This window comes from Streptomyces sp. SCUT-3, from assembly GCF_014083985.1.
GTDB classification, from domain to species: Bacteria; Actinomycetota; Actinomycetes; order Streptomycetales; family Streptomycetaceae; genus Streptomyces_H; species Streptomyces_H thermolineatus.
On sequence record NZ_CP046907.1, the window covers coordinates 3,346,772 to 3,373,103 of the forward strand.

Sequence of the window (26,332 nt, forward strand, 5' to 3'; positions counted from 1 at the left end):
GCGACGCGGAGCGGCCCGGGCGCCGCCCGGAGGCGGGGCCCGGGCCGCTCGGCGCGTTCCGGGAGGGGTCGGGCGTCAGCCGACGACCGTCCACGTGTCGTTGCCGGCGAGCAGGGCGCCCAGGTCGCCCTTGCCGCGCTGCTCCACGGCCCGCTCCAGCTGGTCGGCCATGTCCGCGTCGTACACCGGGCGCTCCACGTCGCGGAACACGCCGATCGGGGTGCGGTGCAGGGTGTCGGCGTCGGCGAGCCGGGACAGGGCGAACGCGGTGATCGGGGAGGCGGCGTGCGCGTCGTGCACCAGCACGCCGTCGGTGCCCTCCGCCGCCACGTCGACGACCTTCAGTTCGCCGGTGGCGGCGTCCCGCACCACGCCCTTGGAGCCCAGGCCGTCCTCGGCGGGGGCGCCGAAGCGGATCGGCTGCCCGTGCTCGAGGCGGATGACGGCCTCCTGGGCCTTCTCCTTGTCCTTGAGCGCGTCGAAGGCGCCGTCGTTGAAGATGTTGCAGTTCTGGTAGATCTCCACCAGCGCGGTGCCCGGGTGCTCGGCCGCCGCCCGCAGCACCGAGGTGAGGTGCTTGCGGTCGGAGTCCACCGTCCGCGCCACGAAGGACGCCTCGGCGCCCAGCGCCAGCGACACCGGGTTGAACGGCGCGTCCAGCGAGCCCATCGGCGTCGACTTGGTGATCTTGCCGACCTCGGAGGTCGGCGAGTACTGCCCCTTGGTCAGGCCGTAGATCCGGTTGTTGAACAGCAGGATCTTCAGGTTGACGTTGCGCCGCAGGGCGTGGATGAGGTGGTTGCCGCCGATGGACAGCGCGTCGCCGTCACCGGTGACCACCCACACCGACAGGTCCCGGCGGGAGGTGGACAGGCCCGTGGCGATCGCCGGGGCGCGTCCGTGGATCGAGTGCATCCCGTAGGTGTTCATGTAGTACGGGAAGCGGGAGGAGCAGCCGATCCCGGAGACGAAGACGATGTTCTCCTTCGCCAGCCCCAGCTCCGGCATGAAGCCCTGCACGGCGGCGAGGACCGCGTAGTCGCCGCACCCGGGGCACCAGCGCACCTCCTGGTCGGTCTTGAAGTCCTTCATCGACTGCTTGGAGCCGGACTTCGGGACCAGGGAGAGGGAGGGGAACCCTCCTGGCTGGGGGTGGTCGACGACGGGTGCCTCAGACATCGGCGCTCTCCTCGAGGATGGCGGCAGCGAGCTGCTCGGCCTTGAACGGCAGGCCGGTGACCTGCGTGTGGGAACGGGCGTCCACCAGGTACTTCGCCCGGAGCAGGGTGGCCAGCTGCCCCAGGTTCATCTCCGGCACGACCACCCGGTCGTAACGTGCCAGGACCTCGCCCAGATTCCCGGGGAAGGGGTTGAGGTGCCGCAGGTGGGCCTGGGCGACGGACCGGCCGGCGGCCCGCAGGCGGCGCACCGCGGCGGTGATCGGGCCGTAGGTCGAGCCCCAGCCGATCACCAGCACCTTCGCGTCGCCGTCGGGGTCGTCCACGGCCACGTCCGGCACCCGGACGCCGTCGATCTTGGCCTGGCGGGTGCGGACCATGAAGTCGTGGTTGGCCGGGTCGTAGGAGATGTTGCCGGTGCCGTCCTGCTTCTCGATGCCGCCGATCCGGTGCTCCAGGCCCGGGGTGCCGGGCACGGCCCACGGCCGCGCCAGGGTCTGCGGGTCGCGCAGGTAGGGCAGGAAGGACTCGGTGCCGTCGTCGGCGGTGTGGTTCGGGCCGGTGGCGAACTGCACCCGCAGGTCGGGCAGGTCGGCCGTCTCCGGGACCCGCCACGGCTCGGAGCCGTTGGCCAGGTAGCCGTCGGAGAGCAGGAAGACGGGGGTGCGGTGGGTGAGGGCGATCCGGGCCGCCTCCAGTGCCGCGTCGAAGCAGTCCGCCGGGGTGGACGGTGCCACGATCGGCACCGGGGCCTCGCCGTTGCGCCCGTACATCGCCTGCAGCAGGTCGGCCTGCTCGGTCTTGGTGGGCAGGCCGGTCGACGGCCCGCCGCGCTGGATGTCCACGATCAGCAGCGGGAGCTCCAGGGAGACCGCGAGCCCGATCGTCTCCGACTTCAGCGCCACGCCGGGGCCGGAGGTCGTGGTCACGGCCAGGGCGCCGCCGAAGGCCGCGCCCAGGGCCGCGCCGATGCCGGCGATCTCGTCCTCGGCCTGGAAGGTGCGCACGCCGAAGTTCTTGTGGCGGCTCAGCTCGTGCAGGATGTCCGAGGCCGGGGTGATCGGGTACGAGCCCAGGTACAGCGGCAGCTCCGCCTGGTGGGCGGCGGCGATCAGCCCGTAGGACAGGGCCAGGTTGCCGGAGATGTTGCGGTAGGTGCCGGCCGGGAACGCCTTGGCGGCCGGGGCGACCTCGTAGGAGACGGCGAAGTCCTCCGTCGTCTCGCCGAAGTTCCAGCCGGCCCGGAAGGCGGTCACGTTCGCCTCGGCGATCTCGGGCTTCTTGGCGAACTTCTTCCGCAGGAACTTCTCGGTGTTCTCGGTCGGCCGGTGGTACATCCACGACAGCAGTCCGAGGGCGAACATGTTCTTCGCCCGCTCGGCGTCGCGCCGCGCCAGCCCGGTGTCCTTGAGCGCCTCGATCGTCATCGAGGTCAGCGGCACCTTGTGGAGCCGGTAGGCCTCGAGCGAGTCGTCCTCCAGCGGGTTGGCCGCGTAGCCGACCTTGGCCAGCGCCCGCTTGGTGAACTCGTCGGTGTTGACGATGATCTCCGCGCCCCGCGGCAGGTCGGGCAGGTTGGCCTTGAGCGCCGCCGGGTTCATCGCCACCAGCACGTTGGGCGCGTCGCCGGGGGTGAGGATGTCGTGGTCGGCGAAGTGGAGCTGGAAGCTGGAGACGCCCGGCAGCGTCCCTGCGGGGGCGCGGATCTCGGCCGGGAAGTTGGGCAGCGTCGACAGGTCGTTGCCGAACGAGGCCGTCTCCGAGGTGAAGCGGTCTCCTGTCAGCTGCATGCCGTCACCCGAGTCCCCCGCGAACCGGATGATGACTCTGTCGAGCCGCTTCGTCTCCTTGACCGCGGCGCGCGTGCCTGCCTCCGCGGTCTGCGGCTCGGCGCTGTTGACCTGGCTGGTCACTGAACGGACCTCCCTCGACGGCGTGTCCCTCACTGCATCGTACGTTGGTGAGGGTGCCCTACTTGAGAGATCTCGTATGGTGGACCCGGATATGGACGCCTGTCGCCGGGGCCGCTCCGCGGGGGACGACGGCGGAGGGCCCGGGGACCGTTGCGGTCCCCGGGCCCCTCACAGTGCAGACGGCTCCGTCGCTCTTCCTCAGAAGTTGATGAAGATGCCGTCGAGGCGGTAGCCGAAGCTGCTGAAGTCGTACTTGTTGTAGTCGTACTTGTTCACGTCGTACTTGTCGACGTCGTAGTGGCGCTTGTCGTTCCGGTGACCCTCGTTCTTGTGGTCGTCCCTCCTGTCGTGCTTCTTGTAGTCGTCCTTGCCGTAGCCCTTGTCGTGGTCCCTGCCGTGGTCCCTGCCGTGGTCCTTGTGGTCGTAGCCCTTGTCGTGGTCCCTCTTGTGACCGTGGTGCCTGTGGTGGCCCTTGCACTTCTTGCCGTGCTTGTCGTGGTCCTTGTGGCCCCAGTCCTTGTCGTAGGAGCCGGAGTAGGAGGACGGCGAGGCTGCGGCGGTGCCGGCCAGCGGGGCGACGGCCGCGGCGGCGGCCAGGGAAGCGACGGCGACGGCCTGCGCGATGCGCTTGGACATGGGTGTTTCACCTCGTGTTCGAGCGGGTCCCCCCTGCGGCTCAAACGCTAGGAACGCCCCCTGCACCCCGCACTTCCGGCGGACCGCCGCCGGGCTCCCGGCGGGCGGCCGTTCGGACGCGTCCGCCCGTGCGCGGACCCCGTGCCGACGCCCCTCCGCGGCCGGGCTGACACACCGGCGGGTGAATCGCCTTCCGTGCACCCGTGTGTACCCCCGGTGAGGTCCGCGGACCCCGCGAGGGAGCCGGCACCGGGACGCCCGCGGGAGCCGGCACAGGGCCGCCCGCGCGGCGGGGGACCGGACGGGGCTGGTCCCGGGGGAGGGGGCAGGGCCTAGACTCCCCGGGTACAGATCGCACGGGGAACAGTGGGAAGACGTGCGAGCCGAGTGATCGAGGGGCTGACGTGCCTGAGTACTTCGACGGATACTCCGTCGTCGGCCTGGTCGCGGTGGTGGGCGTGCTCTTCGTCGCCGCCGCCTTCGCCGGCGGCCGGCTGCTGCGTCCGATGGTCCCCACCCCCGAGAAACTGCTGACCTACGAGTGCGGCGTGGACCCTGTGGGGGAAGGCTGGGCGCACACTCAGATCCGCTACTACGTCTACTCCTTCCTGTACGTGATCTTCGCGGTCGACGCGATCTTCCTCTTCCCCTGGGCGACGGTCTTCGCCGCCGACGGGTTCGGCGGGACGACACTGGCCGAGATGTTCGTCTTCATCGGCTTCCTCGCCGTCGGCCTGCTCTACGCCTGGAAGAAGGGTGTCCTGGAATGGACGTGAACCGGACCCCGCAGGCCGCCGGGGAGGCGGCCGAACCCCTGCTCCTGCCCGAGCCCCGCCGACTGGGCGCCCTGTCCCGGCTCGCCCCGGAACCGATGAAGGTGGTCCTCAACTGGGGCCGCCGCTACAGCCTGTGGGTCTTCAACTTCGGGCTCGCCTGCTGCGCCATCGAGTTCATCGCGGCCTCCATGTCCCGCCACGACTTCATGCGGCTCGGCGTCATCCCGTTCGCGCCGGGGCCGCGGCAGGCCGACCTGATGGTCGTCTCGGGCACCGTGACGGACAAGATGGCCCCGGCGGTCAAGAGGCTCTACGAGCAGATGCCCGAGCCGAAGTACGTCATCTCCTTCGGCGCCTGCTCCAACTGCGGCGGCCCCTACTGGGACTCCTACGCCGTCACCAAGGGCGTAGACCAGATCATCCCCGTCGACGTCTACGTCCCCGGCTGCCCGCCGCGCCCCGAGGCGCTGCTGCAGGGCATCCTCAAACTCCAGGACCGGATCGCCCGCGAATCCCTCGGCGACCGCTACGGCCGCGCGACGGGCCCCGCGCCCTCCCCGGCCGCGCTGCGCAGCGGGCTCGTCGCCGGCCCCGGGACACCGGAGGCGGAGAAGAAGTGACCGGCACCCCGCCCCCCTCGTCCTCCCCCTCTCCCTCCCCCGACCGGTTCCTCCTGCTGCCCGACGGCGCCGCGATGCTCTTCGGCGAGGGCGCCACCGCGACCGAGGCGTACGACCTGCTGACCGTCGACGTCCCCGCCGCGACGTGGACCGACGCCCTGCGCACCGCCCGCGACGAACTGGGCTGCACCTTCTTCGACTGGCTCAGCGCCGTCGACGAGCCCGGCGAGGGCTTCAAGGTCGCCGCCCACCTCGTCGCCCTGGGCGGGCCCGGGGCCGGGACGGCCGCGGGCCCCGCCGCCCCGCGGCGCCTGCTGCTGCGCACCACGGTCCCGCACGACGCCCCGTCCCTGCCGAGCGCGGTCGGCGTCTACGCCGGGGCGGCCTGGCACGAGCGCGAGACCCACGAGATGTTCGGCATCGGCTTCACCGGCCACCCCGGCCTCGCCCCGCTGCTGCTCCCCGAGGAGTTCGAGGGCCACCCGCTGCGCAAGGACTTCGTCCTGGCCGCCCGGGTGGCCAAGGCGTGGCCGGGCGCGAAGGAGCCGGGGGAGTCCGAGCACGCCGGGCCGAAGCGGCGCCAGATGCTGCCGCCGGGCGTCCCCGACCCCAACGAGTGGGGGCCGCTCAAGGGACAGCTCCCGCCGGCCCCGACGCGTGAGCGCGCCGCCCGAGGCACCCGCACGGCGGGTGCCGCCGGGGAACGGCCTCCCCGCCGCACCCGCAGCGCGAGTGAGGGCTCCGCGAGCCAGGCCGCGCCCGGCGGTGCGGCCCCGGCACGCCGCACCCGCAGCGCGAGTGAGGGCTCCGCGAGCCAGGCCGCGCCCGGCGGTGCGGCGGCCCCGGCCGAGCCCCCCGCCGCCCCGCGCAGGCGCGCCTCCGACGCCCCCTGGGCACAGCCCGCGGAGCCCGCCAAGTCCGCGGAGCCCGCCGAGCCCGCGGAACCCGCCGAGCCCGCCGAGCCCGCGGAACCCGCACAGCCCGCGGAGCCTGCCGAACCCGCACAGCCCGCCGACGGCCGGGCCGCCGGCGGGACCACCGACGAAACCCCGGAGGACGACGCGTGAACGACGTGCTCGACGTCGCCCTGCGCCTGGCCGCCGTCCTCGTGGCGTTCCTCGTCCTGCCGCTGGTCGTCGGCCAGGCCGAGCACAAGACCATGGCCCACATGCAGGGCCGGCTCGGCCCCATGCACGCGGGCGGCTTCCACGGCTGGGCGCAGCTCGTCGCCGACGGCGTGAAGTTCGCGCAGAAGGAGGACGTGGTCCCGGCCGGCGCCGACCGCAGGATCTTCCGGCTCGCGCCCGCCGTCGCGCTCCTGCCGTACCTGGTCGTGATGCTCGTCATCCCGGTCGGGCCCGGCGGCTTCGTCGGGCAGGTCGTGGACGCGGGCCTGTTCTTCGTCCTGGCCGTGATGGGTGTGGGCGTCCTCGGTTCGCTGATGGGCGGCTGGGCCTCGGCGAACAAGTACTCCCTCCTCGGCGGCCTCCGCACCGCGGCCCAGCTGATGTCGTACGAGCTGCCGATGCTGCTGGCCGCCGCCTCGGTGGCGATGGCCGCCGGCACGCTGTCGCTGCCCGGCATCGTGGAGGCGTACCAGTGGTGGTGGACGCCGTGGCAGCTCGTCGGCGGCCTGGTCTTCTTCACCGCCGGCCTCGCCGAGCTGCAGCGCCCGCCGTTCGACATGCCGGTGGCCGACTCCGAGATCATCTTCGGCGCGTACACCGAGTACACCGGGCTGCGGTTCGCGTTCTTCCTGCTCGCCGAGTACGCGGGCATCGTCGTCCTGTGCGGTCTGACCACCGTGCTGTTCCTCGGCGGCTGGCACGGCCCGTTCGCCGACACCCTCGGCTGGGTGTGGACGCTGCTCAAGACCGCGGCCCTGGCCTTCGTGGTCATCTGGCTGCGGGTCACCTACCCCCGGATGCGGGAGGACCAGCTGATGAAGCTCGCCTGGACCGTCCTGATCCCCCTCGCTCTCGCACAGATCGCGCTCACCGGCGTCGTCAAGGTGGTGTTCCTGTGAGCCTTCCCGGCCGCGGCCTGGCCAAGGGCCTGGCCGTCACCCTGCGCACGATGACCAGGAGGACGGTCACCCAGCAGTACCCGGAGACCCCGCCCGAACTGGTCCCGCGCTCGCGCGGGGTGATCGCGCTGTTCGAGGAGAACTGCACGGTCTGCATGCTGTGCGCCCGCGAGTGCCCGGACTGGTGCATCTACATCGACTCCCACAAGGAGACGGTGCCGGCGGCCGCCCCCGGCGGGCGGGAGCGCAGCCGCAACGTCCTGGACCGCTTCGCCATCGACTTCTCGCTGTGCATGTACTGCGGGATCTGCGTCGAGGTGTGCCCGTTCGACGCGCTGTTCTGGTCCCCGGAGTTCGAGTACGCCGAGGAGGACATCCGCGACCTCGTCCACGAGCGCGACAGGCTGCGCGAGTGGATGTGGACGGTGCCCGCCCCGCCGGCCCTCGACCCGCGGGCCGAGGAGCCCAAGGAGGTCGCCGCGGCCCGCAGGACCGCGGACAAGCTCGCCGCAGCCCAGGCCGCGGAGGCCGCGGAGGCCGCCCAGGCTGCCCAGGCCGAACGGACCGCGCAGGAGCAGGCCGCGCAGGGGCGGGACGCCGCCGGGCGGCCCCGTGACGGGGAGGCCGGCGCATGACGACCCCTCACGCCGCCGTCCTCGCCGCGTCCTCCGCGCCCGGGTTCCTCTCCCCCACCGGGGTGGAGGTCGTCTTCGTCCTCGTCGGCCTGGTCACCCTCGGCGCGGCCGTGGTCGCCGTGACCACCCGCCAGCTGGTGCACGCCGCCATGTGGCTGGTCCTCGCGCTCGGCGGCCTGGCCGTGGAGTACCTGCTGCTGACCGCGGAGTTCATCGCCTGGGTGCAGGTGCTGATCTACGTCGGCTCGGTCGTCGTCCTCATCCTGTTCGGCCTGATGCTCACGAAGGCGCCCATCGGCCGGTCCCCGGACGCCGACTCCGGCAACCGCCCGGCCGCCCTGGTCGCGGCGCTCGCCGCGGCCGCCGCCCTGGTCGCCCTCGTGGTCGACGCCTTCCGCACGGCCTGGATCGACCTGGAGGAGGTGCAGGGCTCCACCGAGGTGACCGGCGAGATCCTCTTCCGCCACTGGGTGCTGCCCTTCGAGGCCCTGTCGGTCCTGCTCCTGGCGGCCCTCGTCGGCGCCGTCGTCCTCTCCCGCCTCCGCCGGGCCGCCGCCGGCGACCGGCCCGACCGCCAGGGGGACTGATGCACCTCGCCTACCCCGCGGTGCTGGCAGCGCTGCTGTTCTGCACCGGCCTGTACGGGGTCCTGGCCCGCCGCAACGCGATCCTCGTCCTGATGTCGGTCGAGCTGATGCTCAACGCGGTCAACCTCAACCTCGTCGCCTTCGACGTGTGGCTGCGCGACACCCTCCACGCGGGCCAGGCGCTCACCCTGTTCACCGTCGCGATCGCCGCCGCCGAGATCGGCATCGGACTGTCCGTCGTGCTGCTGGTGTACCGCAACCGCGGCTTCGCCGACATCGACCGGCTGACCGACCTGGCCGACGACGACGCCCGCGCCCGCACCGGCGCCCCCGCATCCGTACCCGCCCCCGCCCCCGCCGCCGAGCGCCAGACCACGGGAGACGCCGCCGCGTGACCACCGTGAGCACCGTGACCCTCGCAGCCCTCGTCCCCCTGCTGCCGTTCCTCGGCGCGGTCGCCGGGCTGCTGCTCGGCCGCCGCGCCCCCGGGTTCGTCCGCCCGCTGGCCGTGCTGCCCACCGCGGCCGCCGCGCTCCTGGCGGCGGCCGTCGCCGTCCGCCAGGGCACCGGCGACCCCACCGACGCCGCCACCCGGCTCACCCCCACCGGCTCGGTGCCGGTCGACCTCGCCCTGCACCTGGACGGCTTCGCCGTCCTGATCGCCGCCGTCGTCGGCCTGGTCGCCACCTGCGTGCAGGTCTACTCCACCGGCTACCTGCGGGACGACCCCCGCTACCCCTCCTACGCGGCCCTGGTCTCCCTCTTCACCGCCGCCATGTTCCTGGTCGTCTACTCCGGCGACCTGATGGTGCTGCTGGTGGGCTGGGAGGTCATGGGCATCTGCTCGTACTTCCTGGTGGGCCACTACTGGGAGACCGAGCGGGCCCGCTCCGCCTCCCTCAAGGCGTTCCTGGTCACCAAGCTCGGCGACGTGCCGTTCCTCATCGGCATCCTCGCCCTCGCGGACGCCGCCGGGACCTTCCGCATCAACGGCATCCTCACCGCCGCGGGCAACGGCGACATCGCGCACCCCACCGTCGTCGGCCTGCTGCTGCTCGCCGGCGTCGCCGGCAAGTCCGCCCAGTTCCCGCTGCACACCTGGCTGCCCGACGCCATGGCCGGCCCCACCCCCGTCTCGGCGCTGATCCACGCCGCCACCATGGTCGCCGCCGGCATCTACGTCGTCGCCCGGCTGCTGCCGGTCTTCGCCCTCTCCGGCGCCGTCCTGGCCGTCCTGGCGACCATGGCCGCCGTCACCATGGTCGGCTCGGCCCTGTCCGCCCTCGCCCAGGACGACATCAAGCGGGTCCTCGCCTGGTCCACGATCGGCCAGCTCGGCTACATGGCCGGCGCCCTGGCCGTCACCGACCGCGGCGCCGCCGTCTTCCACCTCCTCAGCCACGCCGCCTTCAAGGCCCTGCTCTTCCTCGGCGCCGGCGTCCTCATCCACGCGGCCGGCACGAACTCCCTGGCAGCCATGTCCCGCATGTCCGGCCTGGGGAAGCGCGTCCCCGACGCCGCGTGGACGACGACCGTCGCCCTGGCGGCGCTGGCCGCCCTGCCGCCCTTCTCCGGCTTCTTCTCCAAGGAGTCCGTCCTGGCCGCCGCCGAGCACGCCGCCGGCGGCCGCACCGACGGCGTCCCGGTGCCCGTCGGCTGGACCGTCCTGGTCGCCGGCCTGGCCACCGCCCTGCTGACCGCCGGCTACGCCACCCGCCTGTGGCTGCTCGCCCTGCGCGGCTCCGGCCCCGCCGCCCCCGACCGCGGCCCGCAGCCGGCGTCCATGAACGCCGTCCTGTGGGTGCTGTTCGTGCCCACCGTCGGCCTCGGCGCCGCCGTCGGCCTGCTCCCCGGCTGGTTCGACGGCGACCCCCTCGCCCCGACCTGGACCACCTCGATCCTCGGCACCGGCCTCGTCCTCGTCGGGGCCCTCGTCACCTACGGCGCCTGGCAGACCGTGCGGGCCCGCGCCCGCCTCACCCCCCTCGGCGCGGTGGCCGTCCCCGGCATACCGGTCGCGGGCGCCGCCCGCGAAGACGAGCCGGCCGCCACGGAGATCACCGCCGTCGCCACCCACGAGCAGGTCTACGGCGACGCCGTCTCCGCCCCGGACCCGGCCGACCCCGGCCGCCTCCTCCTCGGCCCCCTGCACGGCCCGGCGTCCCACGGCTTCCACCTCGACGCCGCCTACCGCGCCCTGTTCGTCCGCCCCGTCCTCGCCGCCGCCGGCCTCGTCCGCTTCCTCGACCGCGAGGTCGTCGAGACCTACGTGCGCGGCGCCGGAGGCGGCCCGCGTCTGCTGGGCGCGGCCGTGCGCCGCGCCCAGACCGGCAACGTGCAGACCTACCTGACGGTGCTTCTGGCCGGAGCCGTCGCCCTCGCCGTCCTCGTCGCCGTCGGAGCCTGAGCCGTGAACGACACACTCCTGCAGTACGCCCTGATCGGCGCCGTCGTCCTCCCGCTGCTCGGGGCCGGGGCGGCCCTGCTGCCCGCACCCCCCGGGCTGCGCGGCCGCGACCCCGAGCAGGCCGTCCTGCGGCACGGCGTCACCGTCACCGGCGCCGTCCTGGCCCTGACCCTCCTCCTGGCCGCCGGCTTCGACCACGACGACCCCGCCCGCATGCAGGCCGTCACCGACGCCGACTGGATCCCCGCGCTGGGCGTCCGCCTCCACCTGGGCGTCGACGGCATCTCCCTGCCGCTGCTGGTGATGACCGCGCTGCTCACCTTCCTGTGCGCGCTGTACAGCTACTTCCGGATGCCCGCCGGGCCCAGCACCGCCGGCTTCGTCGCGCTGCTGCTCCTCCTGGAGGCCGGCACGCTGGCCACCTTCGCCGTGCTCGACCTGGTGCTGTTCTTCCTCGCCTTCGAGACGGTCCTGGTCCCGATGTACTTCCTGATCGCCCGCTGGGGCGAGAAGGGACGCGAGCGGGCGGCCTGGCGGTTCGTCCTGTTCACCGTCGCCGGCTCCGTGGTGATGCTCCTCGGCCTGCTGCTGGTCGGCGTCGAGGCCGGCACCTTCGACATGGTCCGCCTCGCCGAGCAGCACGGCGACGGGCTCAGCCGCACCGTGCAGGTCGTCGCGGTCGCGGCCATCGGCATCGGCCTGGCCGTCAAGGCCCCCATGTGGCCGCTGCACAGCTGGCTGCCCGACGCGCACACCGCCGCCCCCACGGTCGGCTCGGTGCTGCTGGCCGGCGTGCTGCTGAAGATGGGCACCTACGGCCTGGTCCGCATCGCCCTGCCGATCGCCCCCGACGGCGCCCACGTCCTCGCCCCCTACCTGGCGGCCTTCGCCACCGTCGGCATCGTCTACGGGTCGCTGGCCTGCCTGGCCCTGGCGCGCCCCGGCGCCCGCGGCGACCTCAAGAGGCTGATCGCCTACTCCTCCGTCGGCCACATGGGCTTCGTCCTCCTCGGCATTGCCACCCTCACCCCGACGGGCGTCAACGGCGCCCTGTTCGCCAACATCGCCCACGGACTCATCACCGGCCTGCTGTTCTTCCTGGTCGGCGCGGTCAAGGGCCGCCTGGGCACCGCCGACCTCGACGCCCTGGCCGGCACCACCGGCGCCGCCCTCTACGCCCGCGCCCCGCGCCTGGGCGCCCTGCTGGCCTTCGCCGCCGTCGCCTCCCTCGGCCTGCCCGGCCTGGCCGGCTTCTGGGGCGAGATGCTCGCCCTCTTCGGCGCCTTCGCCCCCGCGGAGGGGCTGCACCGCGGCGCCTACCTGACCTTCATGGCCCTCGCCGCCCTCGGCACCCTGCTGACCGCCGCCTACCTGCTGACGGTCGTCCGCCGCGTCTGCATGGGCGACCCCGCCGAACGGGCCGCCGAAGGGCGGCCGGCGGGCGGCGCGGGCACCCCCCACGGCGCGGGCACCGCCCACGGCGGAGGTGCCGCCGCGCCCGCCGGGACCCGGCCCGCGGCGGCCGCCGCCACCGCGCTCGCCCTCCCGCCCGCCGGCGGGCCCGCCCCCGGGACGGCGGTCGGCGCCGCCGCCCTCCCCGACGTGCGCGGGTACGAGTTCGCCGCCTGGGTCCCGCTGGTCGTCCTCACCGTCCTCGCGGGCCTGTGGCCCGCAGTGCTGCTGGGCCTGACCGACCCCGCCGTGCGCACCCTCCTCGGAGGCAGCTGATGACCCCGCTCGTCCAGTCCGTCGACTGGGTGGCGATCGCCCCGCCCACGATCACCGCGCTGGCCGGCCTCGCCGCCCTCGTCGCCGACCTGTTCCTCCCCGAGAGACGCAAGCCGCTCCTCGGCGGCATCGCGATCACCGGCCTGCTCCTGGCCGGCCTGGCCCTCCTGCCCCTCGCCGACGGCGACCGCTCCACCTTCTGCCTCACCACCGGCAGCGGGGCCTGCTCCTACGAGGCCGACGCCTTCACCCTGGTCATGCAGCTCCTCGTCCTCGGCGGAGCCCTGCTGACCGCGGTCCTGTCCCTGCACGCCACGCCCGCCCTGCCCGCGGGCGAGTACTGGTTCCTGCTGCTCTCCTCGGCGGCCGGCGCCGCACTGCTGCCCGCCTCCCGCGACCTGGCCACCCTCGTCGTCGCCCTCGAGGTCGTCTCGCTCCCGGCCTTCGCCCTGGTCGGGCTGCGCCGCGGGGACCGGCTGTCCTCCGAGGCGGCCCTGAAGTTCTTCCTCTCCTCGGTCACCGCGACCGCCGTCATGCTCCTCGGCATCAGCTTCGTCTACGCCGCCACCGGCAGCATGCACCTGACCGACGTCGCCGACGGGCTGCGGGAGACCCCCGGACAGCTGGCCGCCGTCGCCCGCACCGGCGTCGCCCTGACCCTGGTCGGCTTCGCCTTCAAGATCGCGGCTGTCCCGTTCCACTTCTGGGTCCCGGAGACCTACGTCGGGGCCCCGCTCCCGGTCGCCGCCTACCTGTCCGTGGTCGGCAAGGCCGCGGGGCTCTCCGGCCTGGCCGTCGTCACCGTGGTCGCCTTCCCGGCCCACTCGCACGTGTGGGGCCCGGTCCTGGCCGTGCTCGCCGCACTCACCATGACCGCCGGCAACGTCGCCGCGCTGCGCCAGGACCCCACCGGCGCGCACAGCGCGGTGCGGCTCCTCGCCTGGTCCTCGGTGGGCCAGGCCGGCTACCTGCTCGTCCCGCTCGCCGCAGCCGCGTACACCGGGACCGCCGGGGTGACGGTGGGCGCCGCCGTCGCCTACGCGCTGATGTACGCCGCCGTGAACCTGGGCGCCTTCGCCGTCGCCGCCGTCGTGGGCCGGGAGAGCACCGAGAACCGGATCACCGACTACCGCGCCCTGTACGCCCGCCGCCCGTTCGCCGCCCTGGCCCTGGGCTTCTTCCTGCTCTGCCTGGCCGGCCTGCCGCCGGGCGTGATCGGCCTGTTCGCCAAGGTCGTCGTCTTCTCCAGCGCCGTGGACGCGGGCCTGGGCTGGCTGGCCGCGGTGATGGCGCTCAACGTCGCCGTCGCCCTCGTCTACTACCTGAAGTGGACGGCCCTGCTCTTCGCCCGCCCGGCCGAGGCCGAGGGTGCTCCCGGGACACCCGGGGCGGCGCCCGCGGACCGGCCCGCCGCCCCGTCCCCGGTTCCGGCTCCGTCCCCGGTTCCGTCCCCGGTTCCGGTGAGCCTCACCGCGGCCGTCGCCCTCGCCGCAGTGGCTGCCGTCGCCCTCTCCGGCGCGCCCCAGGCCGTCATGCGCTTCGCCTCCGCCGCCCTCCTGTGAACCCGCGGGCCCCGGCCCGGCCCCGCGGCCGCCCGGGAGCCCGCCCGCGGCCCGCACCCGCGCCCGGCACGGGCCGCCCCCGCCCGCCCGGCCGCGCCGGCCCCTCCGGGGAACCCGCCCGCCCCGCACCGCGTTGACCCCAGCAGGAGGGTCCACCGGAAACGAGGGTTCCCCTGCACGTCAGTCATGGAGGGCGCACCGTGCACCGCCGGCACAACGGGCTCAGGACCGCCGTACTCCTCGGGGGACTGTCCGCAATCGTCATGGTCATCGGCAGTTTCTTCGGCCGGACCGGTCTGCTCGTGGCACTCGTGGCCGCCGTCGGCACCAACGCCTACGCGTACTGGTACAGCGACCGCATCGCGCTACGCGCGATGCGTGCCCGCCCGGTCGGCGAGTTCGAGGCCCCGGTGCTCTACCGGATCGTCCGCGAGCTCTCCACCGCCGCCCGCCGCCCCATGCCCCGCCTGTACATCTCGCCCACCGCCGCGCCCAACGCCTTCGCCACCGGCCGCAACGCGCGCAACGCCGCCGTGTGCTGCACCGAGGGCATCATGCGGCTGCTGGACGAGCGGGAGCTGCGCGGCGTCATCGGCCACGAGCTGGCCCACGTCCACAACCGCGACATCCTCGTCTCCTCCGTCGCCGGCGCCCTCGCCTCCGTGGTGATGTTCCTGGTGAACTTCGCCTGGCTGGTCCCCTTCGGCCGCTCGGACGACGACGACGGCCCCGGCCTGTTCGGCATGCTGCTGATCATGATCCTCGGCCCGCTCGCCGCCGCCCTCGTCCGGCTGGCCGTCAGCCGCTCCCGCGAGTACCGGGCCGACGCCGACGGGGCCCGGCTCACGGGCGACCCGCTCGCCCTGGCCGACGCCCTGCGCAAACTGGAGTACGGCACGCAGCGCGCGCCCCTGCCGCCCGAGCCCAGACTGGAGACGGCGAGCCACATGATGATCGCCAACCCCTTCCGGCAGGGCGACGGCACGACCCGGCTCTTCTCCACCCACCCGCCCATGGCCGAGCGCATAGCCCGGCTCCACGAAATGGCAGGTCGCTGACGATGAAGACCCTCCTGAACATCATCTGGCTCCTGCTCAGCGGCCTGTGGCTGGCCATCGGCTACGTGATCGCCGGGATCGTCTGCTGCGTCCTGGTCGTCACGATCCCGTGGGGCATCGCGAGCTTCCGCATCGCCTCCTACGCCCTGTGGCCCTTCGGGCGCACCACCGTCGTCCGCCGGGACGCCGGCACGGGCTCCCTGCTCGGCAACGTCGTCTGGATCGTCGTCGCCGGGATCTGGCTCGCGCTGGCCCACATCACCACCGGCATCGCCCTGTGCCTGACGATCATCGGCATCCCCCTGGGCATCGCCAACTTCAAGCTGGTCCCGGTCTCCCTGATGCCCCTCGGCCGCGAGATCGTCCCCACCGACGCCCCCTTCGCCACCCGCTGACCGCCCCCGCCACGCGGGCGCTTCCGCCTGGACCGCGCCACGCAACAGAGCCGACCGTGGTGGCAAAGCGTAGAAAACCTGTCCGTTTTGTTCATTTCTCTTTGCGGTTTGCCGCCGCGGTTCGTCTGCTCCGGAGGAGGGCGGGCGGGGGATGCGGTGTTCGTGGGAGGGGGCGGGGGGTGGGGGTGGGGGTGGGGGTAGCCCGCGGCACGTAGAGGGGGCGGGCGGTGACCGCGTACCGCACGCCGTCGTCCCCCACCGAGAACCGGTACCGCTCACCGCCGAGCAGCCGCTGCACGGCCTCCGCGCCCGCGCCCGCATCGCCCCGCCACGCCCGCACCGCCCGCCGGCAGGCCGGGTGCAGCTGCTCGGCCAGTTCGACGGCCCGGCCGTGCAGCCACGCCACCGCCGACCGCGCGGTCCGCTCCCGCCCCCACCCGAGCCACCACACACATCCGGCCCCCGGCGCGCGGGCGGTGCTCGTGCACCAGAATCCGCACGGCTCCGGCAGCGTCCCCGCCCCCGCGCAGGCGACGAGGAGCACCCTGCCCGCGCGGCTCACCGACCCCGCCGGCTTTCGGCGTTGGCCTCCCGCACCCGCGCCCGCAGCTCGTCCGCCCGGTCCGCGGGCCGGACCCTCCCCGGGTTCGCGTCCCACTCGCGTCCGCCGCCGAGGGGCCGCAGGTTCACCCTGCCGCCCACGTGGTCCATCACCACCCCCACGCGGTCCCGGGCCGTGTCCACGGCGAGGGTTCCGACCGGGAGCCGCCCCGCGCCGCCGGGCGCCGGGAGGCGCTCCCCGGCTTCCGTTCCGCGCCCCCGCGCCGCGCCCTCCGCCCCCTCCCGGGGGTCCGCTCCCGCGCCGTCCGTGATTCGTTCCATGTGGTGCCCGCCCTGGTCGTGCGACTGCTTCAATGACCTTCCGTGTCCACATGATTTCCCTCCGGAGTCGACTCCGGGAGGGGGAGACGGCTTACCGCGAGAGCCGTAAGCCGGAGGAAGTGAACCCTTGGCCAGCGAAATCGACCCCTCGGCATCGACGGCCGCCCTGTTCGGGGCCAGGCTCCGGCGGCTGCGCACGGCCGCAGGGCTGACGCAGGCGGAACTGGGGCGGGCCGTGCACGTGGTCAGCACCCGCATTACCCAGATCGAGCGCGCATCGGGCCACCGGCCGACCCGCGAACTCGCCCGGGCACTGGACGACGCCCTGGGCGCGGACAACCTGCTCGTGGACCTGTGGCCCCACGTCCACCGCGAGACGTTCCCGGACTGGTCGCGCGCGTTCATGGAACGCGAGGCGCGAGCCGTCGCCATCCGGTCCTACATGGCGCACACGGTTCACGGTCTCCTGCAGACCCCGGACTACGCCCGCTCTCTTCTGCGCCTCGGCCGCTCGCTCAAGGGCGAGGAGCAGCTGGAGGAACGCCTGGCGGCCCGCATGGCGCGGCAGGAGCGGCTCGGCTCACCGGACGGCCCCGCCCTGTGGGTCGTCCTGGACGAGGCGGTCCTCATGCGCCCGGTCGGCGGTGCGGCCGTCATGCGCGCCCAACTGGCCCGTCTGCTGCGCACGGCGACGGAACCGCGGATCACTGTCCAGGTCATGCCGTTCCGCCAGGGAGAGCATCGCGCCATGGGCGGCTCCCTCACCGTCCTGACGCTGCCGGACGGCTCGGAAGCGGCCTACACCGAGGGCGCGGACTCTGGTCAACTCGTAGAGGAACCAGGGGAGGTGAAGGCATATGCGGAAACGTACGATCTCCTGCGGTCCCACGCTCTTCCCCCTGACATGTCTCTCGACATGATCCGAACCGCGATGGAGGGAACCCACCGTGCCGCGCGTGTCCCGTCCCGTTCCGAACGCCGTCGTCTGGCGCAAGAGCAGCTACAGCAACCAGGAGGGTGGCGAGTGCGTCGAGGTCGCCCAGGGCCTCCCCGGCGTCGTCCCCGTCCGTGACAGCAAGGACCCTCAGGGCCCGGCCCTGCGCTTCTCCGCCGAAGCCTGGTCCGCGTTCGTGGCCGAGGTGAAGTCCGGCCGCCTGGGCTGACACGCCAGGGCCCGCGCCCCGACCGGCCGATGACAGGCCGGGCGGGGCGCGGGCCCGGGGCGTGAACCGTGCCTCAGCGCCGCACGGCCCGGTCCTCCGCCGCCGCGCCGGTCCGCGTACGGAATCGACGGACCGTGACCGCTGCGAGCGCGGCCGCGCCGCACAGCACTGCGGCCACCACGGCGAGGTCGTACGCGTACGCCTCGGCCGCGACGCGCCCCAGGTGCAGCGCCACCGCCACCAGCACGCCGGCCGCCCGGAAGCGGGCCGCGGCCCCCTCCTGGCGGAGTACTGCGAACAGGGCGGCCGCCAGCACCACCAGGGCCCACCACCCGCGGTCGGCGCCCGGCAGTCCGGGCACCCCGGCGTACATCGCCGCCCCGGGCACGAACATCGCCGTCGCCACGGCCGCAGTCGCCGCACGGTCCCGCCGGCCGGTCGGCGGGAGGTCGGGCGGGCAGCCCAGGACCACCAGCGCGACGGCCACGACCGCCGGCACCCGGAGCGCCCCGTTCACGTAGAGGTCGAGCGCCGCCAGGTGGTGGACGAGCAGCGCGACGGCGCCGGCCAGGAACAGCGCCCTGCCGCTCCGCCACCGTCCCGCCGCCGCGCAGACCGCCGCCACGGCCGTCGCGGCACCTGCGATCAGCAGGAGCAGCCGCGCTGGGTCCAGGAGCGGAACGGCCGCCCCGCCCCAGCCGCCGCGCGACTCCGCGGCGATCCGGACGACCGCGAGCGCCGCCCAGGCCGCGGAGCCGGCCACGGCGTAGGGCGCGGCGGCGGCCAGCAGCCGCCCGGCCGGGTCCGTGGACGTGACGCGCAGCCGCACCCGCAGGGCGTGCGCGGCGACGTCCGCGTCCTCCCGCAGACGGCCGACGGGCCCGGCCCCGGCGGTGGCCTCGGCGTGGATCGCGGCGATCTCGTCGCCGTGCGCCTGCCGGTACGCCGCCGGGTACAGCCGCAGCAACCGTGCGGTCCGTCCCCCGTCGGTGGAGGTCATGCCAGGGCTCCCTTCGGGTTCGGGACGAGGAGGGCGAGCCGGCGCTCGGCCTCTGCGGCGGTGGCGCGCAGCCGCTCGGCCTCCGCCGCCAGGACGGTGCGCCCGTCACAGGTCAGGGCGTAGCTGCGTCGCAGGCGGCCGTCGACGACCTCCTCCCGGTGGACTTCGATCAACCCCTGCTGCACCAGGCGTTCCAGCGCGCCGTAGAGGGTGCCGGTGCGCATCCGGACGCGGCCGCCGGAGATGGCGTCCACCTCCTGGACGATCGCGTAGCCGTGGCGCGGCCGGTCCGCCAGCGCGGTCAGGAGCAGCAGGGTCGGTTCCTGCAGAGGGCGTTCCGTCATGCCGGAACCATAGGACGCTGGGCGACATATGTCGAGCGACGACCTATGAGGGTGGAGAGAGCCGCGGCGGGGGAGCGGCACCCGCCTGCGGGCAAGGGGAAGGAGTGCGCCCTACCGGCCCTCGGCGGCGCCCCCGGAGGAGGTCCTGGCTGCGGCGCCGGCTGCCCGGCGACGATGCCCGGCCAGTTCGAACCCGGCGAGACACCAGCCGGCCAGGTTCAGGGGGAAGGCGAACCACTCCGCCGGCCAGGTGATACCGACCGACCGCAGCAGACTCAGCGCGGCCGCCGTCGCGAACAGGCATGCGGGCAGGGCCCTGCGGAACGCCGGCAGCCCGGCGATCCGCCACACCAGCACGGACAGCCGGACGTCGAGTGCGACCAGCCCCAGTAGCAGGACTGCGACCAGCAGGATCTCCACGGCACACCTCACAGGCCCGGGCGGGCCCCGATCGGCCGGTGGTGATCGTACCGGGGCGCCGGGCGGAGTGCCGGAACGGCCGGGGCCGGGGCGGGGGCGGGGTGCGGGGGAAACCCCGCCCCCGCCCCGGCGGGACTCGCCGTCGGCCGCCGGCCGCCGGCCGCCGAAGGTCAGCGGTAGTTGACGAACTGCACCGCGAAGTCGAGGTCCTTGCCCTTGAGCAGGGCGATGACGGCCTGGAGGTCGTCACGGCTCTTGGAGCTCACCCGGAGCTCCTCGCCCTGGATCTGCGCCTTGACGCCCTTGGGGCCCTCGTCGCGGATGATCTTCGAGACCTTCTTGGCGTTCTCCTGGGAGATGCCCTCCTGGATCGACGCGAAGATCTTGTACTCCTTGCCGGAGGCCTGCGGCTCCCCGGTGTCCAGCGCCTTCAGCGAGATCCCGCGCTTGACCAGCTTGGTCTCGAAGACGTCCAGGACGGCCTTGACCCGCTCCTCGGAGTTGGCCCGCATCTCGATCTTCTCGCCCGACCAGGCGATGGAGGCGCCCACGTTCTTGAAGTCGTAGCGCTGGGAGATCTCTCGCGCCGCCTGGTTGAGGGCGTTGTCGACCTCCTGCCGCTCGACCTTCGAGACGATGTCGAAACTGGAGTCGGCCATGTGAACTTGGCTCCTCGCTCGTAGTAGTCAGGGGCGGCCCGGGACACGGGACGCCGGAGCAAGCCTAGCCATCGCGGTCATGATCGACCTGTGATCAACAGGGTGGCGGAGCACCCCCCGGGATCGGGTATCGTTTACGTCGTTGCCACGGAGCACCACGCACCGAGCAGCGTCCCCGGCGGGTTGCCCGAGCGGCCAAAGGGAGCAGACTGTAAATCTGTCGGCTTACGCCTACGCAGGTTCGAACCCTGCACCCGCCACACCAGGGAAGCGCCCCTGACCAGCAGAAATGCGGTCAGGGGTGTTTCTTTTCGTGCCCGCGGGAGGGGTGGTCGCGCCCGCGTCGTCCCATCCGCGTCGTCCCACCCGGTGCCGCCCGGATCGAGGTCCGGAACGGCCTGCCGTCCGGCGCCGCGCCGTACCGTCCGGCTCGCCCCGTGCTTCCGGCCCGCGCCGGTCCTCGGCCGTGTCTCCCGCAGCCGCAGTCGCGGCACGCCCCGGCTCCGGCGGGTCGCGTCGCAGTCCCGGACCTGAGGCCGGATTTCGCCTCACCGGGTCTCGAAACACCAGGTCAGTGACGTGATTTGGTTGTTCCCGTCCCGATCTGTGCCGACGGCCACAGCGAATGCGGTACGCATGGGCTCATACTGAGCCATGACAAAGCCCGCGGCACCGAAGCGTCATCTGCCCACCAGCCCCTTCAAAGCCCCGGTCGCGCCGGCTCCCAAGCACTTCGCCGTGGGCGACCAGGTCACCCATGACGTGCACGGCCTCGGCCGGGTGATCGGCATCGAAGACGGAGTCGCGGTGCTTGTGGATTTCGGCCCGGCACAGATGCGGATCCTGAGCCCGTACGCCAAGATGACCAAGCTGTAGGACCGCTGTGCCCGGTCACGGCACACCAGGTCCCGTCAGGGACCTGTGACGAAAGGCAGACCCCTCATCGACTCGACGTCGCTGTTCTCCGCCCTGGAAGGGCAACCCCGCCGTTCCGCCGCGGTGTCACCGCCTCCGACGACGCAACCCTTCCGGGCCCCGGACTTCGGAGAGGACGAGTTCCTCTGGTCCGAGGACGAACAGGTACCCGCCCCGAGCGCGCGTGCGACGCGGCACAGGGCCGCCTAGCGCGGGTTCGAACCCGCCCCCGCCATGCTGGGGCAACGGCCCCTGACCGGTGCAAACGGTCAGGGGCCGTTCGCATGCCCGACAACCCCGGCGCCCCGGGATACCCCGGTGTTCCCCGCGGGACCGGGCACGATTCCCGGTAGGCCGGCGGAGCGGCTCCGGCCGCCGTGCCGTGCCGCGTGCGCGGGCCGCATGCGCGGGCCGCATGCGGGCCGGGCGGACGGCACCGGCCACCGGGACACGCCGCCCTTGCCGGGCATAGCCTGAAAGTGTCCTTTATTGCCCGGATTCTTCGGGAGGCGTCATGACGTTCGTCCAAGTCATCGACTGCAGGACCAACAAGGTCGACGAGTTGAACAAGCTGATGGACCACTGGGTCGAAGCGACCCGGGGCAAGCGGACGGCCACCCACTCCATGGTGGGCCGGGACCGCTCCGACCCCACGCACGTCGTCGAGATCGTGGAATTCCCCTCGTACGAGGAGGCGATGAGGAACTCGCACCTGCCTGAGACCGACCGGATCTTCCAGGAGCTGGTGGCGGCCTGCGACGAGGCGCCCAGGTTCACCGACCTCGAAGTCCTCCGCGACGAGCAGCTGAACAAGGCCGTGGTCCGTCGCTTCTTCGAGAAGGTCGCCAACGAGCGGGACCTCGACGCGGTGGACGACCTGTGCACCGCCGACTACAGGCACCACGACCCCTCCATGTCCTCGTACGACCTCGGGGCCGAGCAGGCCAAGCAGGAGTACCGGGAGTTCCTGGAGGCGTTCGAGCAGACCTTCACCGTCGAGAGCCTGACGGCCGAGGGGGACACGGTGTGCGCGCGGCTGACCTACGAGGGCCGCCACGTCGGGGCGTACCGGGGCATGCAGCCCACCGAGCGGGAGATCTCCAGCACCTGCCAGGCCACCTTCCGCCTCGAGGGAGGCAGGATCGCGGAGAGCTGGTGGAACTCGGACGACCTGGGTGTGATCAAGCAGTTGGGCGTCTACGCGAGCTAGCCCCGCGGCCCGGCGGTCCGGCAGGCGAGCCGCCGGACCGCCGGGTCGTCCGCGGCCGCCCGGAGCAGGTCGCGCGGTGACGCGTCGGGCGGGACGACGAGGCCGAAGGGCAGGTGGGCGTCGTCCGGACGGTCCGTCACCTGTCCGGCGCAGGCCAGCGGGTCGTGGGCGATGTGGGCGGCGGTCCGCAGGCAGTTCCACTCCAGCGGGCCGGCCCGGACCCGCCGGTCCCGGGAGGCGAGCGGGCCGAGTACCCGCAGCGACTCGGCCACTGCCCGGCCGACGTCCCGGTGGTCCACGGAAGGCATGCGAGAACTCTTCCGGCGGCGCGGGCCGTCGGCAACCCCGCCCGCGGGCACGCGCCTTGCCGCCGGGCGGCCCCTCGGGCACGCGCCGGACCGTCGGGGGAGTAGTCCGAATGGTTCCCTTTGATCAGCTGTGCAAGGGTTTGGGCGAGGCGGTGCGGAACGGGCGACGGCGGCCCGTCCGCAGCGGGCCCCGGGAACAACTTCTTGTCACCGTTCGGAGGATGGACATGAGTCGGAACACGGTTGCACGGGCGATGCACGACGTGGGGCTGGCCGCGTGGTTCGGCGGCTCGCTGATGGGCGCGGTCGGGCTGAACGGCGCCGCGGCGCGCGTGGGCGACCCCGAGCAGCGCGCGGGGATCGCCGCCGACGGCTGGGCGTGCTGGACACCGTGGAGCGCGGTCGCGATCGCCGTCCACCTGGTGGGCGCGAGCGGGCTGACGGGGGCCAACCGGCACCGGATCGTCGGGCAGCGGGGCGTGGCCGCCAACACCGCGGCCAAGGGCGCGCTGACGGCGGCCGCGCTGGTGGCCACGGCCGTCAGCAGGGTCAAGGGCAAGGTGGTCGAGAAGGGCGCCGAGGAGGGCGGAGGCTTCCCCGCCGAGGGCGTGACCGAGCCGGACGCGCTGACGCCCCGCCCGCAGGCCCAGTCGCAGCAGGCGCTGAAGGTGCTGCAGTGGACCGTGCCCGCGCTGACCGGCGGGCTGCTGGTGCTCTCGGCCCTCCACGGCGAGCAGCAGCGCCCCTCCGAGGTGGTGCGCGGCATGGCCCGCCGGGCGACGCACGTCCTGCACTGAGGCGCCGGGCGGAACGGTCCCGGACGACGACGGCGGCAGCGGGGGAGAAGGGGAGGCCGGGCGTGCAGACGTTCCTGCCGTACGCGGACTTCGCCGAGACGGCCCGGGTGCTCGACCCCGGGCGCCTGGGCAAGCAGCGCGTGGAGGCGCTGCAGGTGCTGCGCGGCCTGGTCGTCCCCGGCTACGGGTGGCGCCGCCACCCGGCGGTGCTGATGTGGACCGGGTACGAGGAGGCGCTGGTGCGCTACGGCCTGGACATCTGCGCCCGCTGGTGCGAGGAGGGGCGGCGGGACACCTGCGCCGCCACCCTGCGCGCCGACCTCGCCGCGCACGTCGGCCTCACCGAGGTGCGCGGCCGGGCCGCCCTCGCCCGCGCCGGCGAACTGCCGCCGTGGCTGGGGGACCCCGGCTTCCACCTCAGCCACCGGTCGTCGCTGGTCCGCAAGGCCCCGGAGCACTACCGCCGGTTCTTCCCCGACGTGCCGGACTCCCTGCCGTACGTGTGGCCCGTCTCCGACCGCCCGGGGCGCGTCCGGCCGAACGGGCGGTGAACTCCCGGCGCCTTCGATGAACCTTCAATTGCCGGTGGGCGAAGGGGGCTCCGCCCCGCGCCGGCCGCCGCTACCTTCCTCGCACCGAGCATCCGTTCGAGAAGTGGGGTCGGCCGCCGCAGTGGACACCGCCAACACGCTCCTGTCCTTCCTCACCGGGCTGGTGGGCCTCCTCACGGCCCTCCAGGCGTACGGGGGGCTGCGCAAGAAGATCGCCTTCCGGGTGCAGCTGGACGCACCCGTCGTCCCCCACGAGGCCCGCGGCCTGGTGAAGCTGTCGCTGCTGCAGGACGGCCAGGAACTGCCCCGCGTCTCGCAGGTCCTGCTCCGGGTGGAGAACACCAGCCTCTTCGACATCGAGCGGGGCGACTTCCAGGAGCGGCTGGGCTTCACCTTCCCCGGCCGGACGGTCGTCGGCGTCAGCGTGACGGAGGGAGCCTCCAGGGAAAGGGTCGGCCGGGAGCTGCACTTCTCCGGGGACCAGCTGTGGCTGCCCGAGATGCAGCTCAACCGGCGCGACCACATCAAGCTCCTCGTCCTCGTCACCGGCGAGGGGAACGAGGTGGAGGCCAGGGGCCACATCGCCGGGGGCACGGTGGTCCGTGACAACCGGCGCCGCGACTCGCGGCGCCGCTGGCCGCTGGCGGTCGGCGCCTGCCTGGTGGTCCTGTCCGTGGTGGCGCTGTTCGTGCCGGGGCTCGGCCGCGGCCGGACGGCGGAGGCGGCCGGGCCGTGCGCCGCGGGCCGCCTCAAGATCACCGGTTCCAGCGCGTTCAGCCAGGTGGCCGAGGAACTCGCCGAGGAGTACCGGGCCGTCTGCCCGGAGGCGCAGGTCGAGATCGAGCCCACCGGCAGCCTGGACGGGCTGCGCGGGCTCGAGGAGCTCGGCGGTTCGGACGCCGACCCCTCCGGCCGGATCTCCGTCTCCGACGGCCCGGCGGCATCCGGATTCCACCTCAACGGCCACCCGGTCGGGGTGGCCATCTTCAGCGTCGTGGTGAACCAGGGGACGGGCGTCCACGACCTCACCCTGGACCAGATACGGGGCGTCTACTCGGGGAAGTGGACGAACTGGAACCAGCTCGGCGGCAACAACCAGCGGATCTCGGTCGTCAGCCGGGGCTCGGAGTCGGGGACCCGCCGGGTGTTCGAGAACAAGGTGCTCGGCGGGGTGGAGCCCGCCGTCTCCTCGGACGACTGCGACCGGCGGGACCGCAGCCCGCGGGCCGCGGTGCTGCGCTGCGAGCGCGGCGGGACCGGGAAACTGCTCACGGAGATCAACGGCAACCCCGGGGCCGTCGGCTACACCGAGATGTCCTCCGCCCACCGGTACCCCAACGTCTCCCCGGTGCAGATCGAGGGCCGCGACCCGGCGATCGAGCCGATCAGGCAGGGCGCCTACCCCTACTGGACGGTGGAGTACTTCTACACCTACGGCACCCCGGAGGAGGACTCCCGGGCCGGGGCGTTCCTCGCCTGGACGAACACCGACACGGCCAAGAACATCCTGCGCAGCTACGGCTACGTCCCCTGCGTCGACCGCGACACCGACCTGACGGAGAGCCTGTGCCGGCCGGAGAGCGAGAAGCCCGACCCTGGACAGGAGGCGCAGGGGGCGCAGGGGGAGGAGTAGGCGCCGCGAAGGAGCAGCGCAGCGGTGCGCCCCGGCTGCACCGCCCCCGGCCCCCGGCGCGCCCCGGCCCCCGGCGCGCCCCGGCCCCCGGCGCGCCCCGGCCCCCGGCGCGCCCCGGCCCCCGGAGCGCCCCGGGTGCCGGCGGGGGCCGGCGTCCGGGGCGCTCCGCAGCGGGTCAGCCGCGTCCGGAGCCCGCGGCGGCCACGGCATCGGCCACCGGGACGTCGCCGCCGACCAGTTCCAGCGTCAGGCCCGCCGAGGCGCCCCCGTCGGCGAGCAGCGCGGCGAGCACCGCGGCCACGTCGTCGCGCGTGACCTCGCCGTACCCGGTGTGCCCGGCCAGCGCCACGCGGCCCGTCCCGGGGTCGTCGGTGAGCCGCCCCGGCCGCAGCACGGTCCAGTCCAGGCCCTCGCGGGCCCGCACGTCGGCGTCGGCCTCGCCCTTGGCCCGCAGGTAGGCGGCGAAGACGGCGTCGGTGCCGGCCGACGGGTCGGTGTCCGCTCCCATGGAGGAGACGATCACGTACCGCCGCACCCCGGCGCGTTCCGCCGCGTCGGCGAAGAGCACCGCCGCGCCGCGGTCCACGGTCTGCTTGCGTTCCGCCCCGCTGCCGGGCCCGGCCCCCGCGGCGAAGACGACGGCGTCCGCGCCCTCCAGGTGGCCGGCCACCTCCTCCACGGAGGCCTTCTCCAGGTCGCACACCACCGGTTCCGCACCGGCGGCGCGCAGGTCGTCGGCCTGGTCCGGGTTGCGGATGATCCCGGCCGCCTCGTCCCCGCGCCCGGCGAGCAGCCGCTCCAGCCGAAGCGCGATCTGTCCGTGTCCTCCAGCGATCACAATGCGCATGCTTCCGACGGTACGTGACGGTGCGTCCCGGGCGCGTGCCGAGACGTGGCGGGCCCCGCCCGGGCGGCGCCCGGCCGGGGCC

The 26,332-nt window shown here is 73.8% G+C and carries 29 protein-coding genes, 1 tRNA gene and 1 pseudogene; 20 read left to right on the plus strand and 11 right to left on the minus strand.

Annotation, left to right across the window (positions count from 1 at the left end; genetic code table 11):
• Positions 1-75: 75 nt before the first annotated feature.
• From GQS52_RS14755 to GQS52_RS14765, 3 genes are all read right to left on the minus strand, one after another.
• The gene (locus GQS52_RS14755; protein WP_182313883.1) at positions 76-1,179 is read right to left on the minus strand and encodes a 2-oxoacid:ferredoxin oxidoreductase subunit beta; all 1,104 of its coding nucleotides are present in this window, start codon (positions 1,177-1,179) and stop codon (positions 76-78) included.
• Positions 1,172-3,091, minus strand: a complete 1,920-nt coding sequence (locus tag GQS52_RS14760) for a 2-oxoacid:acceptor oxidoreductase subunit alpha (RefSeq protein ID WP_259370784.1) — start codon at positions 3,089-3,091, stop codon at positions 1,172-1,174. Before GQS52_RS14760 ends, GQS52_RS14755 begins: the two co-directional genes overlap by 8 nt.
• A 198-nt stretch (positions 3,092-3,289) precedes the next feature.
• Positions 3,290-3,727 (minus strand): hypothetical protein, encoded by a 438-nt coding sequence (locus GQS52_RS14765; RefSeq protein WP_182313884.1) that lies wholly within the window; start codon positions 3,725-3,727, stop codon positions 3,290-3,292.
• Positions 3,728-4,131: 404 nt separating this feature from the next.
• Between GQS52_RS14765 and GQS52_RS14770 the strand changes: the two genes are divergently transcribed.
• From GQS52_RS14770 to GQS52_RS14825, 12 genes are all read left to right on the plus strand, one after another.
• A complete protein-coding gene (locus GQS52_RS14770) occupies positions 4,132-4,503 on the plus strand; it encodes an NADH-quinone oxidoreductase subunit A (RefSeq protein ID WP_182313885.1) in 372 nt (123 codons plus the stop codon).
• Positions 4,494-5,123 (plus strand): NADH-quinone oxidoreductase subunit B, encoded by a 630-nt coding sequence (locus tag GQS52_RS14775; RefSeq protein WP_182313886.1) that lies wholly within the window; start codon positions 4,494-4,496, stop codon positions 5,121-5,123. Before GQS52_RS14770 ends, GQS52_RS14775 begins: the two co-directional genes overlap by 10 nt.
• A gap of 74 nt (positions 5,124-5,197) precedes the next feature.
• Positions 5,198-6,190 carry an NADH-quinone oxidoreductase subunit C gene (locus GQS52_RS14780; RefSeq protein ID WP_182316460.1) on the plus strand — a complete coding sequence of 331 codons (993 nt, stop codon included), beginning with the start codon at positions 5,198-5,200 and terminating at the stop codon, positions 6,188-6,190.
• Positions 6,187-7,149: a complex I subunit 1 family protein gene (locus GQS52_RS14785; RefSeq protein ID WP_182313887.1), complete on the plus strand. Its 963-nt coding sequence runs from the start codon at positions 6,187-6,189 to the stop codon at positions 7,147-7,149. The genes GQS52_RS14780 and GQS52_RS14785 overlap by 4 nt, the downstream gene beginning before the upstream one ends.
• Before the next feature lie 50 nt (positions 7,150-7,199).
• Positions 7,200-7,784 carry an NADH-quinone oxidoreductase subunit I gene (locus GQS52_RS14790; protein WP_182316461.1) on the plus strand — a complete coding sequence of 195 codons (585 nt, stop codon included), beginning with the start codon at positions 7,200-7,202 and terminating at the stop codon, positions 7,782-7,784.
• On the plus strand, positions 7,781-8,371 hold the full coding sequence (locus GQS52_RS14795; RefSeq protein ID WP_182313888.1) for an NADH-quinone oxidoreductase subunit J: 591 nt from the start codon (positions 7,781-7,783) through the stop codon (positions 8,369-8,371). The genes GQS52_RS14790 and GQS52_RS14795 overlap by 4 nt, the downstream gene beginning before the upstream one ends.
• A complete protein-coding gene (gene nuoK, locus GQS52_RS14800; protein ID WP_182313889.1) occupies positions 8,371-8,766 on the plus strand; it encodes an NADH-quinone oxidoreductase subunit NuoK in 396 nt (131 codons plus the stop codon). Before GQS52_RS14795 ends, nuoK begins: the two co-directional genes overlap by 1 nt.
• Positions 8,767-8,771: 5 nt before the next feature.
• On the plus strand, positions 8,772-10,778 hold the full coding sequence (locus GQS52_RS14805; RefSeq protein WP_182316462.1) for an NADH-quinone oxidoreductase subunit L: 2,007 nt from the start codon (positions 8,772-8,774) through the stop codon (positions 10,776-10,778).
• A 3-nt stretch (positions 10,779-10,781) separates the two neighbouring features.
• On the plus strand, positions 10,782-12,506 hold the full coding sequence (locus tag GQS52_RS14810; RefSeq protein WP_182313890.1) for an NADH-quinone oxidoreductase subunit M: 1,725 nt from the start codon (positions 10,782-10,784) through the stop codon (positions 12,504-12,506).
• The gene (locus GQS52_RS14815) at positions 12,506-14,068 is read left to right on the plus strand and encodes an NADH-quinone oxidoreductase subunit N (RefSeq protein ID WP_182313891.1); all 1,563 of its coding nucleotides are present in this window, start codon (positions 12,506-12,508) and stop codon (positions 14,066-14,068) included. The genes GQS52_RS14810 and GQS52_RS14815 overlap by 1 nt, the downstream gene beginning before the upstream one ends.
• A gap of 200 nt (positions 14,069-14,268) precedes the next feature.
• Complete coding sequence (htpX, locus tag GQS52_RS14820) at positions 14,269-15,126, plus strand: zinc metalloprotease HtpX (protein ID WP_182313892.1); 858 nt, start codon at positions 14,269-14,271, stop codon at positions 15,124-15,126.
• Between the two features lie 2 nt (positions 15,127-15,128).
• Positions 15,129-15,521, plus strand: a complete 393-nt coding sequence (locus GQS52_RS14825) for a YccF domain-containing protein (RefSeq protein WP_182313893.1) — start codon at positions 15,129-15,131, stop codon at positions 15,519-15,521.
• A 91-nt stretch (positions 15,522-15,612) separates the two neighbouring features.
• On the opposite strand, the gene GQS52_RS14830 is transcribed toward GQS52_RS14825, so the two are convergent.
• On the minus strand, positions 15,613-15,927 hold the full coding sequence (locus tag GQS52_RS14830; RefSeq protein WP_182313894.1) for a hypothetical protein: 315 nt from the start codon (positions 15,925-15,927) through the stop codon (positions 15,613-15,615).
• 152 nt (positions 15,928-16,079) lie between these two features.
• On the minus strand, positions 16,080-16,403 hold the full coding sequence (locus GQS52_RS28410) for a hypothetical protein (RefSeq protein WP_182316767.1): 324 nt from the start codon (positions 16,401-16,403) through the stop codon (positions 16,080-16,082).
• A gap of 127 nt (positions 16,404-16,530) precedes the next feature.
• On the opposite strand from GQS52_RS28410, the gene GQS52_RS14840 reads away from it, so the two are divergent.
• Both GQS52_RS14840 and GQS52_RS27840 read left to right on the plus strand, forming a co-directional pair.
• Positions 16,531-17,475: a helix-turn-helix transcriptional regulator gene (locus GQS52_RS14840; protein ID WP_182313895.1), complete on the plus strand. Its 945-nt coding sequence runs from the start codon at positions 16,531-16,533 to the stop codon at positions 17,473-17,475.
• Positions 17,447-17,566: pseudogene (locus tag GQS52_RS27840) on the plus strand (DUF397 domain-containing protein); the annotation flags it as partial. The gene GQS52_RS14840 and the pseudogene GQS52_RS27840, both read left to right, overlap by 29 nt.
• A gap of 73 nt (positions 17,567-17,639) precedes the next feature.
• Here the strand turns inward: GQS52_RS27840 and GQS52_RS14845 are convergent.
• From GQS52_RS14845 to GQS52_RS14860, 4 genes are all read right to left on the minus strand, one after another.
• Positions 17,640-18,566, minus strand: a complete 927-nt coding sequence (locus GQS52_RS14845; protein ID WP_182313896.1) for a hypothetical protein — start codon at positions 18,564-18,566, stop codon at positions 17,640-17,642.
• Complete coding sequence (locus GQS52_RS14850) at positions 18,563-18,910, minus strand: PadR family transcriptional regulator (protein ID WP_182313897.1); 348 nt, start codon at positions 18,908-18,910, stop codon at positions 18,563-18,565. The genes GQS52_RS14845 and GQS52_RS14850 overlap by 4 nt, the downstream gene beginning before the upstream one ends.
• 111 nt (positions 18,911-19,021) lie before the next feature.
• The gene (locus GQS52_RS14855; RefSeq protein WP_182313898.1) at positions 19,022-19,330 is read right to left on the minus strand and encodes a hypothetical protein; all 309 of its coding nucleotides are present in this window, start codon (positions 19,328-19,330) and stop codon (positions 19,022-19,024) included.
• 170 nt (positions 19,331-19,500) lie between these two features.
• A complete protein-coding gene (locus tag GQS52_RS14860) occupies positions 19,501-19,989 on the minus strand; it encodes a YajQ family cyclic di-GMP-binding protein (protein ID WP_182313899.1) in 489 nt (162 codons plus the stop codon).
• A 177-nt stretch (positions 19,990-20,166) separates the two neighbouring features.
• On the opposite strand from GQS52_RS14860, the gene GQS52_RS14865 reads away from it, so the two are divergent.
• The 3 genes from GQS52_RS14865 (at position 20,167) to GQS52_RS14875 (ending at position 22,114) form a co-directional block, all read left to right on the plus strand.
• Positions 20,167-20,249: transfer RNA gene (locus GQS52_RS14865), tRNA-Tyr, on the plus strand.
• Between the two features lie 394 nt (positions 20,250-20,643).
• Complete coding sequence (locus GQS52_RS14870; protein ID WP_182313900.1) at positions 20,644-20,865, plus strand: hypothetical protein; 222 nt, start codon at positions 20,644-20,646, stop codon at positions 20,863-20,865.
• A gap of 553 nt (positions 20,866-21,418) precedes the next feature.
• The gene (locus GQS52_RS14875) at positions 21,419-22,114 is read left to right on the plus strand and encodes an ester cyclase (RefSeq protein WP_182313901.1); all 696 of its coding nucleotides are present in this window, start codon (positions 21,419-21,421) and stop codon (positions 22,112-22,114) included.
• Here the strand turns inward: GQS52_RS14875 and GQS52_RS14880 are convergent.
• Positions 22,111-22,422, minus strand: a complete 312-nt coding sequence (locus GQS52_RS14880; RefSeq protein ID WP_182313902.1) for a hypothetical protein — start codon at positions 22,420-22,422, stop codon at positions 22,111-22,113. The genes GQS52_RS14875 and GQS52_RS14880 overlap by 4 nt on opposite strands.
• 227 nt (positions 22,423-22,649) lie before the next feature.
• On the opposite strand from GQS52_RS14880, the gene GQS52_RS14885 reads away from it, so the two are divergent.
• The 3 genes from GQS52_RS14885 (at position 22,650) to GQS52_RS14895 (ending at position 25,403) form a co-directional block, all read left to right on the plus strand.
• Entirely contained in the window at positions 22,650-23,219 is a 570-nt protein-coding gene (locus GQS52_RS14885; protein WP_182313903.1) for a hypothetical protein, read from the plus strand.
• 62 nt (positions 23,220-23,281) lie between these two features.
• A complete protein-coding gene (locus GQS52_RS14890) occupies positions 23,282-23,770 on the plus strand; it encodes an MSMEG_6728 family protein (RefSeq protein WP_182313904.1) in 489 nt (162 codons plus the stop codon).
• 121 nt (positions 23,771-23,891) lie between these two features.
• Positions 23,892-25,403, plus strand: a complete 1,512-nt coding sequence (locus GQS52_RS14895) for a substrate-binding domain-containing protein (RefSeq protein ID WP_182313905.1) — start codon at positions 23,892-23,894, stop codon at positions 25,401-25,403.
• 175 nt (positions 25,404-25,578) lie between these two features.
• On the opposite strand, the gene GQS52_RS14900 is transcribed toward GQS52_RS14895, so the two are convergent.
• Positions 25,579-26,250 (minus strand): NAD(P)H-binding protein, encoded by a 672-nt coding sequence (locus GQS52_RS14900; protein ID WP_182313906.1) that lies wholly within the window; start codon positions 26,248-26,250, stop codon positions 25,579-25,581.
• Positions 26,251-26,332: the final 82 nt, after the last annotated feature.